The sequence below is a fragment of the Streptomyces platensis genome (assembly GCF_008704855.1).
In the GTDB taxonomy this organism is placed as follows: Bacteria; Actinomycetota; Actinomycetes; order Streptomycetales; family Streptomycetaceae; genus Streptomyces; species Streptomyces platensis.
The window spans coordinates 922,033-936,912 of the sequence record NZ_CP023691.1 but is presented as its reverse complement, the minus strand read 5'-3'; the positions used below and the strand labels follow the sequence as shown (position 1 = coordinate 936,912).

General features: G+C 71.8%; 16 protein-coding genes. 11 read left to right on the top strand and 5 right to left on the bottom strand.

Annotated elements, in window-relative coordinates; all coding sequences use genetic code 11:
• Together CP981_RS04090 and CP981_RS04085 are read left to right on the top strand one after the other, a co-directional pair.
• Positions 1 to 474 carry an SRPBCC family protein gene (locus CP981_RS04090; RefSeq protein ID WP_085923412.1) on the top strand — a complete coding sequence of 158 codons (474 nt, stop codon included), beginning with the start codon at positions 1 to 3 and terminating at the stop codon, positions 472 to 474.
• A gap of 54 nt (positions 475 to 528) precedes the next feature.
• Positions 529 to 861 (top strand): TcmI family type II polyketide cyclase, encoded by a 333-nt coding sequence (locus CP981_RS04085; RefSeq protein ID WP_085923411.1) that lies wholly within the window; start codon positions 529 to 531, stop codon positions 859 to 861.
• Between the two features lie 112 nt (positions 862 to 973).
• On the opposite strand, the gene CP981_RS04080 is transcribed toward CP981_RS04085, so the two are convergent.
• The 3 genes from CP981_RS04080 to CP981_RS04070 form a co-directional block, all read right to left on the bottom strand.
• Positions 974 to 2,002 carry a methyltransferase gene (locus CP981_RS04080; protein ID WP_085923410.1) on the bottom strand — a complete coding sequence of 343 codons (1,029 nt, stop codon included), beginning with the start codon at positions 2,000 to 2,002 and terminating at the stop codon, positions 974 to 976.
• Between the two features lie 7 nt (positions 2,003 to 2,009).
• Positions 2,010 to 3,113 (bottom strand): right-handed parallel beta-helix repeat-containing protein, encoded by a 1,104-nt coding sequence (locus tag CP981_RS04075; RefSeq protein WP_167536050.1) that lies wholly within the window; start codon positions 3,111 to 3,113, stop codon positions 2,010 to 2,012.
• A 501-nt stretch (positions 3,114 to 3,614) separates the two neighbouring features.
• A complete protein-coding gene (locus CP981_RS04070) occupies positions 3,615 to 4,415 on the bottom strand; it encodes a TetR/AcrR family transcriptional regulator (RefSeq protein WP_085923408.1) in 801 nt (266 codons plus the stop codon).
• Between the two features lie 79 nt (positions 4,416 to 4,494).
• Between CP981_RS04070 and CP981_RS04065 the strand changes: the two genes are divergently transcribed.
• Together CP981_RS04065 and CP981_RS04060 are read left to right on the top strand one after the other, a co-directional pair.
• Positions 4,495 to 6,804, top strand: a complete 2,310-nt coding sequence (locus CP981_RS04065) for an ATP-binding cassette domain-containing protein (protein WP_085923407.1) — start codon at positions 4,495 to 4,497, stop codon at positions 6,802 to 6,804.
• Between the two features lie 38 nt (positions 6,805 to 6,842).
• Entirely contained in the window at positions 6,843 to 7,706 is an 864-nt protein-coding gene (locus CP981_RS04060; RefSeq protein ID WP_085923406.1) for a siderophore-interacting protein, read from the top strand.
• 7 nt (positions 7,707 to 7,713) lie between these two features.
• Here the strand turns inward: CP981_RS04060 and CP981_RS04055 are convergent, their stop codons facing one another.
• On the bottom strand, positions 7,714 to 8,088 hold the full coding sequence (locus CP981_RS04055) for a VOC family protein (RefSeq protein ID WP_085923493.1): 375 nt from the start codon (positions 8,086 to 8,088) through the stop codon (positions 7,714 to 7,716).
• A gap of 437 nt (positions 8,089 to 8,525) precedes the next feature.
• Here CP981_RS04055 and CP981_RS04050 point away from each other — a divergent pair, with 437 nt between their 5' ends.
• On the top strand, positions 8,526 to 8,924 hold the full coding sequence (locus CP981_RS04050; RefSeq protein WP_085923492.1) for an ArsR/SmtB family transcription factor: 399 nt from the start codon (positions 8,526 to 8,528) through the stop codon (positions 8,922 to 8,924).
• A gap of 77 nt (positions 8,925 to 9,001) precedes the next feature.
• The gene (locus CP981_RS04045; protein WP_085923405.1) at positions 9,002 to 9,397 is read left to right on the top strand and encodes a DUF6126 family protein; all 396 of its coding nucleotides are present in this window, start codon (positions 9,002 to 9,004) and stop codon (positions 9,395 to 9,397) included.
• Here the strand turns inward: CP981_RS04045 and CP981_RS04040 are convergent.
• Complete coding sequence (locus CP981_RS04040) at positions 9,366 to 10,181, bottom strand: CDP-alcohol phosphatidyltransferase family protein (RefSeq protein WP_425282204.1); 816 nt, start codon at positions 10,179 to 10,181, stop codon at positions 9,366 to 9,368. The genes CP981_RS04045 and CP981_RS04040 overlap by 32 nt on opposite strands.
• Positions 10,182 to 10,289: 108 nt before the next feature.
• Here CP981_RS04040 and CP981_RS04035 point away from each other — a divergent pair, with 108 nt between their 5' ends.
• From CP981_RS04035 to CP981_RS04015, 5 genes are all read left to right on the top strand, one after another.
• Entirely contained in the window at positions 10,290 to 11,276 is a 987-nt protein-coding gene (locus tag CP981_RS04035; RefSeq protein WP_085923403.1) for a zinc-dependent alcohol dehydrogenase, read from the top strand.
• A gap of 77 nt (positions 11,277 to 11,353) precedes the next feature.
• A complete protein-coding gene (locus CP981_RS04030; RefSeq protein ID WP_085923402.1) occupies positions 11,354 to 11,752 on the top strand; it encodes a 6-pyruvoyl trahydropterin synthase family protein in 399 nt (132 codons plus the stop codon).
• Positions 11,749 to 12,867 carry a glycosyltransferase family 4 protein gene (locus CP981_RS04025; protein ID WP_107429508.1) on the top strand — a complete coding sequence of 373 codons (1,119 nt, stop codon included), beginning with the start codon at positions 11,749 to 11,751 and terminating at the stop codon, positions 12,865 to 12,867. The genes CP981_RS04030 and CP981_RS04025 overlap by 4 nt, the downstream gene beginning before the upstream one ends.
• On the top strand, positions 12,864 to 13,739 hold the full coding sequence (locus tag CP981_RS04020; protein ID WP_085923400.1) for a class I SAM-dependent methyltransferase: 876 nt from the start codon (positions 12,864 to 12,866) through the stop codon (positions 13,737 to 13,739). The genes CP981_RS04025 and CP981_RS04020 overlap by 4 nt, the downstream gene beginning before the upstream one ends.
• A complete protein-coding gene (locus tag CP981_RS04015) occupies positions 13,739 to 14,866 on the top strand; it encodes a lysylphosphatidylglycerol synthase transmembrane domain-containing protein (protein ID WP_085923399.1) in 1,128 nt (375 codons plus the stop codon). Before CP981_RS04020 ends, CP981_RS04015 begins: the two co-directional genes overlap by 1 nt.
• The last annotated feature ends 14 nt before the right edge of the window (positions 14,867 to 14,880 follow it).

Here is a 14,880-nt window from a genome sequence, read left to right as displayed (position 1 = left end):
ATGCCCGGCCACACCGAGAACGACATCACCATCGCGGCGCCCCTCGACCTCGTCTGGGACATCACCAACGACATCGAGAACTGGCCGCAGCTGTTCAGCGAGTACGCCTCGGTCGAGGTGCTGTCCAGGGAAGGCGACAAGACCACCTTCCGGCTGACGATGCACCCGGACGACAACGGCACGGTCTGGAGCTGGGTCTCCGAGCGGGTCGTCGACCGCAAGAACCGCTCGGTCCGCGCCCGCCGCGTCGAGACCGGCCCGTTCGCGCACATGGACATCCACTGGAAGTACGCCGAGATCCCGGGCGGCACCTCGATGCACTGGACCCAGGACTTCGCGATGAAGCCCGACGCGCCGGTCGACGACAAGGGCATGACCGAGCTCATCAACCGCAACTCCCGGATCCAGCTGGAGCTCATCCGGGACCGGATCGAGCAGCGGGACCGCGAGCTCCGGTCCGCCACCGTCAGCTGACGGCCCACCAGGCCGCGTTCGGACCGCCTGCCGGCGGCAACGAAGGGACCCCTGATGCATCACGCTCTGATCGTCGCGCGGATGAAACCCGGTTCGGCTCCGGACATCGCCGAGGTCTTCAAGGCCTCCGACCGTACGGAACTGCCCCACCTGGTCGGCGTCTCGCGGCGGACCCTCTTCCAGTTCGGTGACGTGTATCTGCACCTCATCGAATCCGACCGGCCGCCCGGCCCGGAGATCGCCAAGGTGACGGAACACCCCGAATTCCGCGCCGTCAGCGACCAGCTGTCCGCCTTCGTCAGCGCTTACGACCCGGAGACCTGGCGAAGCCCCAAGGACGCGATGGCCCAGCAGTTCTACAGCTGGCAGCGCGACGGCAGCAGCTGACGCGCACGCGGAGCCGAGGCGATCCCCCGGCTCTCGCGCATCCCCGGACCGGGGCAAGGTCGCCCGGCGAGGAGCAGTCTCCTCACCGGGCGACCTGCCGTGCCCGGACCGCTCATTCAGGGACGGTGCACTCGAAGGCGTGCAGATACGGGTTGACGACCAGGATCTCGCCGACCTTCAGGCCGGCTTCGGCCATCCGGCTGACCAGGCTCGCTTTGGTGTGCTTGGCGCCACCGACATTGAGCAGCAGCAGCAGATCCATGGCGGTGGTGAACTTCATGGAGGGACTGTCATCGACGAGGTTCTCGATGATGACGACCCGGGCGCCGGGACGGGCGGCCCTGACGACGTTCCGCAGGGTTCTGCGGGTGCTCTCGTCGTCCCACTCCAGGATGTTCTTGATGATGTAGACATCGGCCTGGACCGGGATGTCGTCGCGGCAGTCGCCGGGCACGATCCGTACCCGTGCGGCCAGCGCGCCGCCGTCCGACAGCCGCGGGTCCGGGTTCGCCACGACCTTGGGCAGATCGAGCAGCGTGCCTTCGAGCCTGGGGTGCTTCTCCAGCAGGCTGGCGAGGACATGGCCCTGGCCACCGCCGATGTCCGCCACCGAGGTCGCCCCGGTCAGATCGAGCAGCCCCGCGATGTCCTGTGCCGACTGCTTGCTGGACGTGGTCATCGCCCGGTTGAAGACCTCGGCGGACTCCCGTGCGTCCTCGTGCAGGTAGTCGAAGAACCCCTTGCCGTACAGCTCGTCGAAGACGCTGTGGCCGGAGCGCACCGCGTCGTCCAGCCGCGGCCAGGCCTCCCAGGTCCACGGCTCCGTGCACCACAGGGAGATGTAGCGCAGGCTGTTCGGGGTGTCCTCCCGCAGCAGCCGGGACATCTCCGTGTGGACGTACTTCCCGTCGTCGGTCTCGGCGAAGATCCCGTAGCAGGACAGCGCGCGCAGCAGCCGGTCCAGCGGCCGCGGCTCGGTCTGCACCGCGGCGGCCAGTTCCTCCGCGGTGGTGGGCCGGTCGCCCAGCGCGTCGGCGACGCCGAGGCGCGCCGCCGCCCGTACGGCCGCCGCACAAGCGGCTCCGAAGATCAGCTCCCGGAGCCGCATCGCGGGTGGGGGAGTGGAGCTTACGGTGGTCATTGCGCCTCTATTCTCCCGATGCCGACGGGGTCAGCCCGTCCCGGTGCAGCCGCCGGCACAGCCCAGCCGGCTCCGAGGTCCGGCAGACGTTGCGGATGAACCGGTTGCCCTTGCCGGGGAGGTCCCGGTTGGCCAGGTCCACCGGCCTGTTGTGCAGCACGATGTTGTGGCTGATGACGTTGTGGTGGTTGAGCACCTTCACGAAGCTGTGGAAGAGCACGACACCACCGGAGAGCGGGGACTTGCCGTGGTGGTCCCGGATCACGTTGCGCCGTACCAGCACGTGCTCGGCGCCGGTGAGCACGATGCCGGAGCCCTGGATGTCCGGCAGCCGGCTGTTGCCGCGGCAGAACTTGTTGTTCTTGTAGATGGAGTTGTTCCGTACCGTCAGCGCGCCGGCCTGGGGACGGGACTCGTCACCGACGACGAACACCCCACCGCAGTTCCTGGTGATGGTGTTGTAGCCGACCGTCAGGTTCCTGACCCGCCGGATCGTGACGCCGATGCGGTTCCCCGCGAGGTAGTTGTCGCTGATCAGGGCGCCCCGGGTGTCGGCGCCGCCGCCCTCTTCCTTGGTCTTGTTCGCGAGGAAGATGCCCGCGTCGCCGTTGTCGATGGCGGAGTTGTCGCGGAACACACCGCGGATGGACTTCTCCTGCGCGATGCCCCACACGCCGTTCTTCCGCACGGTCACGTGGACCACCGAGAGCCGGTCGGTCCCGGAGGCGAAGATCCCGTTCTTCTTGAAGCCCCGGACGGTCAGCGAGCGGATCGTGACGTCCCGCAGCGTCCTGCCCTTCCCGACGACACAGATACCGTTGCCGTCCTTCCCGCAGGCGTTCGCGGCCCGTCTGCCCGACGGGGCGATCACCGTCTTGCGGCCCGCGCCGACCAGGCGCAGCCGTGACTTGTTGATCAGCACGCTCTCCCGGTAGACGCCGGGCCGGAGGACGATGGTGTCGCCCGGCCGCGCCCTGTCCACCGCGCGCTGGATCGATTCGCCTGCGTGGACGACATGGCGTCCGGAAGCGTCGCACGGTGACGCGGCACCCAGACCGCCGATCATCATCGCGGCGACGCAGCCCATGTATTTCATCTGTCGTAGCACCATGAGGCGAAGCTATGGGTGATCACTCCGGCTCGCCACACATGGTGAGCCGATCGTCACGGTGTGTGCAGCCGCCAGCTTTCGACACGCCGTCAGCTCCATGGCCCGGCCTGCCGCCGGGCCCGCCATCAGGGCCGGTCAGCGGGCTTGTCCGGGTCCCTGTCGGGAGTGTCGGGGGTGTCCGGGTGCGAGGGGCAATCGGTTGACCCGGAATCAGCTGACCGGGTATCGGGCCGGTCGGCGGACGGAGTGTCGAACGGCGCATCCGACGGTCCGTCGGGTCCGGTGCCGGGCCCGGCATCCGACGGGTCGTCAGCCGGCCCGTCCGGCCACGCCTCGGTCAGGAAGGCCGCGAGGCTGGTCGGCAGAAACCACGGACGAGCGCGGAAAACGGTCACGGAAGACCAACGCGCCAAGCCCGGCCGACGACACCGGCCCGGGCGCAGCGAGGCCCCTTGATCACCCCAACGGCCGCGCGGAACGGGCCGCCGGGGTGGCGCCCCCTCAGCGGCCCTGCTGGATCGCCGCGTCGATGCCGTCCAGGATGACGGCGAGTCCGATGTCGAAGGTGCTCCGTGCCTCGCGTTCCAGATAGGGGACCGCGTCGCCCGGGTCCGGGGCGGCACCCTCGGTCTCCAGCCGGACCAGCAGCGGAAAGCGCTCCGCGAAGTCGGGGACCATCTCGGTCAGCAGGCCGGAACGGGCCTGCCACCACTCCTCGTCGGACACCCCTGTCGAGGCCGCGGCCTGCCGCGATTCCGTCACGGTCTGCGCGGCGCCCCGGATGAAGTGGAACAGCGCCCCGACCACCCGCCGCAGCACCGCTGAGCTCAGCTCCGTCGCGTACAGCAGGCGGAGCAGGGTCTCCAGTGCGCGGTATTCGTGGGGGCCGAGCACCGGACGTGCCTGGGAGACCTGGAGCACCCAGGGGTGACGGAGGTAGAACTCCCAGGTGTCCTCGGCCCAGGAGGTCACCGCGGCGCGCCAGCCCGGCGTCAGGTCGTAGTCGGTGGGCAGCTCGGCCAGCACTTGGTCGTACATCAGGTCCACCAGCTCGCTCTTGCCGGGGACGTAGGTGTAGAGCGCCATCGCGGTACGGCCCAGCCGCTCGCCGACCGCGCGCATGGACAGCGCCGCCATGCCGTCGGCGTCCGCGACCGCCACCCCGGCGTCCACGATCGCCGCCACGCTCAGCGCCGGTTTGGGACCCGGCCACCGCCGCGTCCGCGCTCCGGCGGTGCCTTCCGCACGCCACAGCAGCGCCATTGAACGACGGGCGTCGCCCTGGCCCGCGAAAACCACCACTTGCGACTCCTTATGGCATAAAGTAACGTCCCGACCGAACTCTTTACGGTGTAAAGATAACAGAGGGGTGGCAGCACGCATGGGGGACCGGCAGACCCGCCGACGGCCGGGCAACGGGGAAACATCCGCCGCGGACAGCCACGACCTGATCCAGGTCCGCGGCGCCAGGGAGAACAATCTCGCCGATATCTCGCTCGACATTCCCAAGCGCCGGCTCACCGTCTTCACCGGTGTTTCCGGCTCGGGGAAGTCCTCCCTGGTTTTCGGCACGATCGCCGCCGAATCGCAGCGGCTCATCAACGAGACCTATACGGCCTTCATCCAGTCCTTCATGCCGAGCCAGGGCCGGCCAGATGTCGACGCGCTGCGCAACCTGAGCGCGGCGATCGTCGTGGACCAGGAGCGGATGGGCGCCAACTCCCGCTCCACGGTCGGTACCGCGACCGACGCCCAGACCATGCTGCGGATCATCTTCAGCCGCCTCGGCACCCCGCACGCCGGTACCTCCACCGCCTTCAGCTTCAACAGCGCCGAGGGCATGTGCCAGGAATGTGAGGGGCTCGGCCAGGTCTCGGCGATCGACACCGGCGAGCTGCTGGACACCGAACTCTCCCTCAACGAGGGGGCGATCACCGCACCCGGCTTCACCGTCGGCTCGTGGTACTGGCAGACCCTCGCCCACTCCGGATTCTTCGACCCGGACGTCAAGCTCAAGGACTTCACCCCCGCCCAGTGGGACGACTTCCTGCACAAGCCCCCCACCAAGATCAAGGTGGGCACCTCCACCATCAACTACGAGGGCCTGCTGGTACGGGTGCAGCGCACCTACCTCGCCAAGGACCGCGCCGCCATGCAGCCGCACATCCGGGCCTTCGTCGACCGGGCGGTGACCTTCACCGCCTGCGGTGCCTGTGGCGGAGCCCGCCTCAACCCCGCCGCGCTCGGCTCCCGGATCGCCGGCCGCAACATCGCCGAATGCGCCGCCCTCCAGATCAGCGACCTGGTCACCTTCGTCCGGGGCATCGACGACCCCGCCGTGGCCCCGCTGGTCGCCACCCTCTGCCACACCCTCGACTCGCTCGTCGAGATCGGTCTGGGCTATCTGAGCCTGGACCGGGAGTCCGCCACGCTCTCCGGCGGTGAGGCCCAGCGGGTGAAGATGGTCCGTCACCTCGGCTCCAGCCTGACCGATGTCACCTATGTCTTCGACGAGCCGACCGTGGGACTGCACCCGCATGACATCCAGCGGATGAACGATCTGCTGCTGCGGCTGCGGGACAAGGGCAACACGGTCCTGGTCGTCGAGCACAAGCCCGAGACGATCGCGATCGCCGACCATGTCGTCGACCTCGGCCCGGGCGCCGGATCCGCCGGCGGAGAGATCTGCTTCACCGGCGACGTCGCCGGGCTCCGCGCATCCGGCACCCTGACCGGACGTCACCTCGACCACCGCGCCAGGCTGCGCGAGCAGGTCCGGCAGCCCGTGGGGGAACTGTCCATCAGCGGCGCGAACACCCACAACCTCAAGGACGTCAGCGTCGGTATCCCGCTCGGGGTGCTCACCGTCGTCACCGGCGTCGCGGGCTCGGGCAAGAGTTCCCTGATCCATGGGTCACTGCCCGGACGGGACGGCGTGATCGTCGCCGACCAGTCCCCGATCCGGGGTTCCCGGCGGTCCAACCCGGCCACCTACACGGGGCTGCTCGGCCCGATCCGTACGGCGTTCGCCAAGGCCAACGGCGTCAAGGCCGCCCTGTTCAGCGCGAACTCCGAAGGTGCGTGCCCCACCTGCAAGGGCATCGGCCTGGTCTACACCGACCTCGCGATGATGGCGGGGGTGGCCTCGGTGTGCGAGGAGTGCGAGGGCAAGCGCTTCACCCCGGAAGTCCTCACCTACACCCTGCGCGGCAAGAACATCAGCGAGGTCCTCGCCATGTCGGTGGCCGAGGCCCGGGAGTTCTTCCCCACCGGGCAGGCCCGTACCGTCCTCGACCGCCTCGCCGAGGTGGGGCTGGGCTATCTCGGCCTGGGCCAGCCGCTCACCACCCTCTCCGGCGGCGAACGCCAGCGGCTCAAACTCGCCCTCCACATGGCGGAGCGGGGCGCCGTCTACGTCCTCGACGAGCCGACCACCGGACTCCACCTCGCCGATGTGGACCAGCTGCTGGGCCTGCTGGACCGGCTGGTCGACGACGGCAACACCGTCATCGTCATCGAGCACCACCAAGCCGTGATGGCGCACGCCGACTGGATCGTCGACCTCGGCCCCGGCGCCGGCCAGGACGGCGGGCGGGTGGTCTTCACCGGCACCCCCGCCGATCTCGTCGCCACCGGCGACTCACTGACGGCCCGCCACCTGCGGAGCTACGTCACCACGCACACCGCATAAGACACCGCCCTCGCCCCTGCTGCCCCATGGAGGACCCGATGACGGCCGTGCCCGTCGCGCTCATAGAGGTCACCGACGTCCGGCGGATCACCCCGCACATGGTCCGGATCACCTTTGCCGGTGCCGGCCTCGACGACTTCCCCACCTGGCCCGACCAGCAGCTCAAGCTGCTCTTTCCCAAGCCGGGCCGGCGCGCGCCCCGGTTGCCCGACGCCGCCGCGGACGGCGACGCGATGAGCTGGTACCAGGCGTTCCTCGCCCTCCCCGAAGACGAACGGCCGTGGATGCGCAGCTATACGGTGCGCGCCTACGACCCCGTCCGGCACCGGATCACCGTCGATTTCGTGCTGCACGGCACCCCGGCGACGGCCGGCCCGGCGACCCGGTGGGCGGCCTCCGCCGCCGTGGGTGACCTCCTCGCCCGGTACGGTCCGGCCGCCGAGTACGCCAAGTCGCTGCCGCTCGACCGGGCCGACTGGCTGCTGCTGGCCGGTGATGCGACCGCCCTGCCGGCCATCGGCTCGCTCGTCGAGGCGCTCCCGTCCGGCACCCGCGCGCTGGCCTGCATCGAGGTGGCCGGCCCAGCCGACGAGCAGCACTTCACGACCCGGGCGGAGCTCACCGTGCACTGGGTGCACACGGACGGCCGCCACGACGCCCTCCCGGCCGCCGTACGCGCCCTCACCTTCCCGCCCGGGCCGGTCTTCGCCTGGCTGGCCGGAGAGGCGGGCGCGGTCCGTGCGCTCCGGCGCCATCTGGTCGGCGAGCGCGGTATCGACAAGGGCCGGATCGACTTCAGCGGCTACTGGCGCCGGACGCTCACCCAGGACGACGCCCCGACCGAGGAGGACCTCGCCGAGGCCCAGGAGCGCCTGGCGGCCGCCCGGTCCCCGCAGGACTGAGGCGGCTTCAGCCCGCCCGCTCCGCCGCGCTGCGCTCCACACAGAACTCATTGCCCTCGATATCGGCCAGCGTCACCCACCCGGTCCCGTCCGGGCGCCGGTGGTCGGCCACCGGAGTCGCGCCGAGCGCCAGCAGCCGCTCGACCTCCTCGTCCCGGCCCCGGTCCTGCGGCTGGAGATCCAGGTGCACCCGGTTCTTCCCGGCCTTGGCCTCGGGCACCGTGACGAACAGCAGCGCAGTGCCCGCGGCCGTGACCGTGGCCTCCGGATCGCCCGGCATATCGTCCTCGGCCAGCGAGCCGTCCAGTACCTCCGCCCAGAAGCTCGCCAGGCGATAGGCGTCGGTGCAGTCGAGGGTGAGGTGGCGTACCAGTGAAGTCATGGGCGTCAGCATGTGGTTGGGGCGTGGGGCTGTCCACCGGAATTGTTCCGGGCGGATCACCGGCCGGGCCGGCTCCCGCGGCCGGTGCGGGTACGGCGTCGACGCGGGTTCGCCCGGCCGACCCCACAACTGTGCGCGGCTGCGGCAGAGTTCTTCCGGGAAGCGGCCGGCCGGGTGGTGAGCGGGCGGACGACGGCGTACGCGCGTACCGTCCCCGTACCGTCCCCGTACCGCGTCCGCCCCCCGGTTTGTCCGCGACACCCATTCAAGAAGCCCGCCCGCGTCGTCTACAGTTGCAGAATTCCGCAATTCAACAGATGACGCGACGGCCGTGCGGCCTGAACGCGGAGGACATGCGTGGGCGGTTTCGCCGAATCGGCAGGGGAACGGGTGTGTGCGGCGTGGTCCGCGGCCGGTCCCGGGAGCGGGGCGCGGACATGAACGGTGCATGGCTTCCGGTCTGTCAGGCCAAGGCCGATTTCTTCCGGATGCTGGGCCATCCGGTCCGTATCCGGGTGCTGGAACTGCTCCAGAGCGGACCGATGCCGGTGAGCGGGCTGCTCGCCGCGATCGGGGTGGAGCCGTCCGCGCTCTCCCAGCAGCTGGCGGTGCTGCGCCGCTCGGGCATGGTGACGGCCACCCGCAGCGGTTCCACCGTCGTCTACGAGCTGGCCGGCGGCGAGGTCACCGAACTCCTGCGGGTCGCCCGCCGGGCCCTCACCGAGGTGCTCGCCGGGCAGCATGCCCTGCTCACCGAACTCCGGCAGGCCGAAGCCGGCGCACGGCCGGCGGCCGCCGGGGTGCCGGCGACCGGCGCGGTGGGGGCGGTCTCGTGATCCGCTCGCCGCGCTCCATGGACGCCGGCCGGACGGGCACGGTCCGTATGAGCCCCACCGGAACAGGGTGATCGCGGATGTCCGGCGCACCACGGCGTAAGGGGCCGCCGCCTTGGCGGGCGGTCCGCTCCCGCACCTGCATACCCACCCCCTCCGGCCCGGGCACCGTACGGCCCTGCCGGGGGCGCCCGCCCGGTCGCGGGACGATCCGTACGGAACGCGGACACGGCCGGGTCTGCCCGGAGGGCGCCGCCCGCCCGCACACCTCGGCGCGCTGCGGCGTCCGGCGGCCCCGGACGACCGCGATCCGGCCCGGGACCCAGCTGGCCCGGCTGCCCGGCGCGGTCCTGTACCCCCACCGGGCTCCGCGGCGCAGCCTGTGGCGACGGGTGTTCCTCTACTTCGTCGTCAGCCATCTGCTGCTGGTCTTCCTGGCGCTCGTCATCTATCTGGGCCGGCACGCCGGGACATAGCGGGCAGGCCTTCCTCGGCCCGGTCCCGGCCACTCGCCGCAGCCGGGCCGCCCGCGAGTCCCCGGACCCGCCACAGCCAGCCGACATCTCGTCCGAAGGACCATACGAGCAGCGCCAGCGCCCCGCTCACCGCGACCGCCGCCGCGGGGCGCGGCAGCACCCCGGCACCGGCCACGACCAGCACGACGCCTTGCAGCGCCGCCACGGTCTTGCGGGCCATGCTGTGCGGCAGCGCGCCACTCAGCCATGGCCAGACCCAGGACGCCGCGACGAAGACGTACCGCATCAGGCCGATGCACAGCACCCACGGGCCCAGCGGCAGCACGAGATACACACAGAGCACCAGGATGAGGAAGGCGTCGACCTCCATGTCGAAGCGCGCCCCCAGCGGTGTCACGGTGCCGGTGCGCCGGGCCACCTGACCGTCCACCGCGTCCAGGATCAGCGCCACGGCGGCCAGCGCGACCAGCACCGCGACCGGCGTCCGGCGCTCGAAGGAGTCCGCGACCAGCGCCGTCACCCCGCCGACCAGGATCGTGCGGGCCAGTGTGACGCGGTTGGCCATGCCGAACGACGCCATACCGAACGACCGGGGCCATGAACGGCGCAGCGCGACGGTGAGCACCACCCAGGTGGCCACGGCGAACACGCAGCCCGTCAGCCACCCCGCGGTGCTCAGACCGACCGCCCGGCGGAGCGCTTCCAGTATGAGCAGCTGCACTCCCGTGCCCGCCGTAATGTCCGGTCCGAACGGCCTTGTGTCGTAACGCTCTTGTACGGCCACCATGCCTCCCGGGATTGTGGCGGAGTCGAGAGGTGCCGCGTATGGTGACGGCGTTCTCATGATCCCCAGCATCGACGAATCGTCGCCGGAGCGTCCAGGAGGATTCCGATGCCGCGCGTTGCTTGTGCGTTTTGGCTAAACGCTCCAGGTCACGGTGAAATCCGGACAGTACCCTTGCCGGACCCCGGACCCGACGAGGTTTTGGTGCGCACCCTCTGTTCCGGAGTGAGCCGCGGAACGGAGACCCTGGTCTTCCGTGGCGGCGTCCCCGTGAGCCAGCATTCCATGATGCGGGCGCCCTTCCAGGAAGGCGATTTCCCCGGGCCCCTCAAATACGGCTACCTCAATGTCGGAGTCGTCGAGGAAGGGCCGTCCGCCCTGCTGGGCCGCACCGTCTTCTGCCTCTACCCGCACCAGACGCACTATGTCGTCCCGGCGAGCGCGGTCACTCCGGTGCCCGACTCGGTGCCCGCCCCGCGGGCCGTGCTGGCGGGCACGGTGGAGACCGCGGTGAACGCCCTGTGGGACGCCGCGCCGCTGGTCGGCGACCGGATCGCGGTGATCGGCGCGGGCATGGTGGGCTGCGGTGTCGCCGCGATCCTCGCCCGCTACCCCGCCGTCCGGGTGCAGCTGGTGGACGCCGACCCCGCGCGGGCGGCGACCGCCAAGGCACTGGGTGTGGACTTCGCCCTGCCGCAGGACGCGCTGGGCGACTGCGACCTCGTCGTCCACGCCAGCGCCACCGAGGAGGGGCTCGCCCGCTCCCTCGAACTGCTCGCCCCGGAAGGCACCGTCATCGAGCTGAGCTGGTACGGAGACCGGCAGGTCAGCCTGCCGCTGGGGGAGGCCTTCCACTCCCGCCGGCTGGTCGTCCGCAGCAGTCAGGTGGGCGCGGTCTCCCCGGCCCGCCGCGCCCGCCGTACCTTCGCCGACCGGCTCGCGCTCGCCCTGGACCTGCTCGCCGACCCCGCCTTCGATGCGCTGATCACCGGCGAGTCCGCCTTCGAGGAGCTGCCGGAGGTGCTGCCCCGGCTCGTCTCCGGCGACCTTCCGGCGCTGTGCCACCGCATCCGCTACGCGCCGGCGGACGGCTGACCGCCCCGCGAAACCGCCCTGTATTCCCTCCCCGGCGACCCCGCCACTGAGACCGACATCACACCGGAGGAACGGCCTTGTTCAGCATCACCGTCCGCGATCACCTGATGGTCGCCCACAGCTTCCGTGGCGCGGTCTTCGGCCCCGCGCAGCGTCTGCACGGCGCGACCTTCATCGTGGACGCGACCTTCCGCCGACCGGAGCTCGACGCCGACAACATCGTCGTCGACATCGGCCTGGCCACCCAGGAACTCGGCGGTGTGATCGCGGAGCTGAACTACCGCAACCTCGACGACGAGCCCGCCTTCGCCGGCATCAACACCTCGACCGAAGCCCTGGCCAAGGTCATCGCCGACCGGCTCGCCGACCGCATCGAGGCGGGCAACCTCGGCGAGGGCGCCCGCGAGCTGGCCGGGATATCGGTCACCTTGCACGAGTCACACATCGCCTGGGCGACGTACGAGCGCACTCTGTGACCCGAACCGGCGCCACCCCGGGGGAGCGGGTGGTGCACTTCGTCCTGCCCGGTGACATCGACGACCCGACGTCACCCAGCGGCGGCAACACCTACGACCGCCGGGTGTGCCGCGACCTCCCGGCCGCGGGCTGGCAGGTACGCCCGTACGCGCTGCCCGGCAGCTGGCCGCGGCCGGACGCCACCGCCTGCGCGGAGCTGGCGCAGCGGCTGGCGGCACTGCCGGACGGCGCCGTGGTCCTCCTCGACGGCCTGGTCGCCTGCGGAGTTCCGGAAATCCTCGTCCCCGAGGCGGAACGGCTGCGCCTCGTCGTCCTGGTCCATCTCCCGCTGGGCGACGAGACCGGCCTCGACCCCGCCGTGGCCGCGGAGCTGGACGCCTGCGAACACCGCACCCTGCACGCCGTGGCCGCCGTCGTGGGCACCAGCGACTGGGCCGCCGTCCGGCTCGTCACCCACCACGGACTGGCGCCCGAGCGGGTCCACGCCGTCCGGCCCGGCGCCGACCCCGCGCCCCTCGCACCCGGCACCGACGGCGCCACCGGGCTGCTGTGCGTCGCCGCGGTCACCCCGCGCAAGGGACAGCACCGCCTGATCGACGCACTGGCGACGGTCAAGGACCTGCCGTGGAGCTGCGCATGTGTCGGCGGGCTCGGCCGCGACCCCGGATATGTCGCCCAACTCCGCGGTGCGGTGACCGGGTTCGGGCTCGACGACCGGATCACCTTCACCGGGCCCCGGGCGGGCGCGGACCTGGAGGCGAGCTACGCCTCCGCCGACCTGCTGGTGCTCACCTCGTACGCGGAGACCTACGGCATGGTCGTCACCGAGGCACTGGCGCGCGGGATCCCGGTGCTGGCGACGGCGGTGGACGGCGTACCGGAAGCGGTCGGGCAGGCCCCCGACGGCAGTGTGCCCGGCCTGCTCGTACCGCCCGGCCGCCCGGCGGCGCTCGCCGACGCGCTGCGCGGCTGGCTCGGCGATCCACAACTGCGGGACGGGGTCAGAGGTTCGGCGCGCGCCCGGCGTGCCATGCTGGAGAGGTGGGAGATGACGTCGCACAGTCTGGCCGGAGTGCTGGAACGGGTTCGGCACAAACCCCGGAGCACGCGATGAGCGCGCCCGAGAGACCTCGATTCGCCCCGCGGTGGCTGGAGTTGCGGGAGCGCGCCGATGCCGCGGCCCGGGCCCCCGAGCTGCTGCGCCCGCTGCTGGCGTGGCTCGAGGCGCAGCCTGCCCCCGAGGGCCCGCCCGGCGGCCCCCGTGGTCTGGTGATCCGTGATCTCGGCTGCGGTATCGGCTCCATGGGGCGCTGGCTCGGCGTCCGGCTGCCCGGCCCGCAGCAGTGGGTCCTGCACGACCTGGACCCCGCGCTGCTCGCCCTCGCCGGGGCGCGGATGCCGGTAACGGCCGCCGATGGCACGCCCGTTGCCGCCACCACCGCGCGCGGCGATCTGGCCGCCCTCACCGCCGATGACCTCGCCGGGACCTCGCTGGTCACCGCCTCCGCACTGCTGGATCTGCTCACCCTCGACGAGGTGGAAGACCTCGCCGAGGCCTGTATGGGCGCGGGCAGCCCGGCACTGCTGGCGCTCTCCGTCGCCGGACGGGTCGAGCTGACCCCGGCGGATCCGTTCGACGCCGAGATCGCCGACGCCTTCAACGACCATCAGCGCCGTACGGACCAGGGCCGTGCACTGCTCGGACCGGACGCCATCGCGGCGGCGGTCGCGGCCTTCGAACGGCGCGGGGCGACGGTGCTGGTGCAGCCCAGCCCGTGGCGGCTCGGCTGTGCCGAATCCGCGCTGATCGCCGAATGGCTGCGCGGCTGGGTCGGTGCCGCACACGCCCAGCGGCCGGAGCTGGCGCCCGAGGCCGTCGCCTACCTCCGCCGCCGGCTGGAGGAGTGCGCGGCGGGGGAGCTGACCGTCGCGGTGCACCACACCGATCTGCTGGCGCTGCCCCGGCAGCGGTCCGGGAGCGCATGATGACGCGGTCCCGCTGGGCGGCATGGCTCAGGATGCTCGCGGGACTGGGCATCCTGGTGGCCCTGGTGTGGCATCTGGGCTCGCAGGCCTTCCTGGACGGACTGCGCCGGATCGACGCCGCCACCCTGCTGGCCGCGCTCGCCATCGGCGTGCTGACCACGGTGTTCAGTGCCTGGCGCTGGTGTCTGGTGGCCCGCGGCCTCGGCCTGCGGCTGCCGCTCGGCCGGGCCGTCGCCGACTACTACCGGGCGCTGTTCCTCAACGCGGCGCTGCCCGGTGGCGTGCTGGGCGATGTGCACCGCGCCGTCGACCACGGCCGCACCTCCGGCAACCTCGGCCGGGGGGTCCGCGCGGTAGCCCTGGAACGGACCGCCGGCCAGGTCGTGCTGCTCGTCACCGGGGCCGCGGTGCTGCTCGTCCGGCCGTCACCGGTCCTGGCACCGGTCGCCCGCTTCCTCGCCTCGCCCGCCGTGGCTCTGGCCCTCGCCGTTACGGGTCTGCTGGTGGTCGCGGTCGCCGTCCGGCTGCGCCGCCGGGGCGCCTCGCGCGGGGAACGCGCCCTGCGCACCGTATTGGCCGAAGCCCGCCAGGGCCTGCTGGCCCGTGGCGTCTGGCCCGGGGTCGCGCTCTCGTCCGTGGCGGTCCTGGCGGGCTACCTCGGGATGTTCGTCCTGGCCGCCCGGGTCGCGGGCGTCACCGCACCGACCACCGAGCTGGTGCCGCTGGTGGTGCTGGCGCTGCTCGCGATGGCGCTGCCGGTGAACGTGGGCGGCTGGGGGCCCCGGGAAGGCGTCGCCGCCTGGGCCTTCGGCGCCGCCGGACTGGGCGCGACGCAGGGACTCACCACCGCGGTGATCTACGGCGTACTCGCCTTCGTCGCAAGCCTCCCCGGGGCCGCCGTGCTGCTGGGACCCGCCGTGCGACGCTCCGCTCCGCTCCCCGCGAAGCAGCCGGCGCCGTCCGCTGCCGTGCCCCGCCCGGCGGACGGGCACCCCCGTACCGGGAGTACGGGGATGGTCCGGCAGCGCGGTGCGGAGGTCCCGTCGGCGGTGGGCGGGGGAGCGCGGTACCAGGCGCAGACGCACGGCGAGCGGAGTGAGACGCCCTGGTCCGCGGGTCCGCCCTGACCGGCGGACTTGCC

Bases quoted from the DNA above. Each gene is read 5' to 3' on its own strand.
- CP981_RS04015 (WP_085923399.1), top strand. From the start codon at position 13,739: ATGACGCGGTCCCGCTGGGCGGCATGGCTCAGGATGCTCGCGGGACTG.
- CP981_RS04080 (WP_085923410.1), bottom strand. From the start codon at position 2,002: ATGACCACCGTAAGCTCCACTCCCCCACCCGCGATGCGGCTCCGGGAG.
- CP981_RS04075 (WP_167536050.1), bottom strand. From the start codon at position 3,113: ATGGTGCTACGACAGATGAAATACATGGGCTGCGTCGCCGCGATGATG.
- CP981_RS04020 (WP_085923400.1), top strand. From the start codon at position 12,864: ATGAGCGCGCCCGAGAGACCTCGATTCGCCCCGCGGTGGCTGGAGTTG.
- CP981_RS04090 (WP_085923412.1), top strand. From the start codon at position 1: ATGCCCGGCCACACCGAGAACGACATCACCATCGCGGCGCCCCTCGAC.
- CP981_RS04055 (WP_085923493.1), bottom strand. From the start codon at position 8,088: ATGACTTCACTGGTACGCCACCTCACCCTCGACTGCACCGACGCCTAT.
- CP981_RS04050 (WP_085923492.1), top strand. From the start codon at position 8,526: ATGAACGGTGCATGGCTTCCGGTCTGTCAGGCCAAGGCCGATTTCTTC.
- CP981_RS04035 (WP_085923403.1), top strand. From the start codon at position 10,290: ATGCCGCGCGTTGCTTGTGCGTTTTGGCTAAACGCTCCAGGTCACGGT.
- CP981_RS04045 (WP_085923405.1), top strand. From the start codon at position 9,002: ATGTCCGGCGCACCACGGCGTAAGGGGCCGCCGCCTTGGCGGGCGGTC.
- CP981_RS04060 (WP_085923406.1), top strand. From the start codon at position 6,843: ATGACGGCCGTGCCCGTCGCGCTCATAGAGGTCACCGACGTCCGGCGG.
- CP981_RS04065 (WP_085923407.1), top strand. From the start codon at position 4,495: ATGGGGGACCGGCAGACCCGCCGACGGCCGGGCAACGGGGAAACATCC.
- CP981_RS04085 (WP_085923411.1), top strand. From the start codon at position 529: ATGCATCACGCTCTGATCGTCGCGCGGATGAAACCCGGTTCGGCTCCG.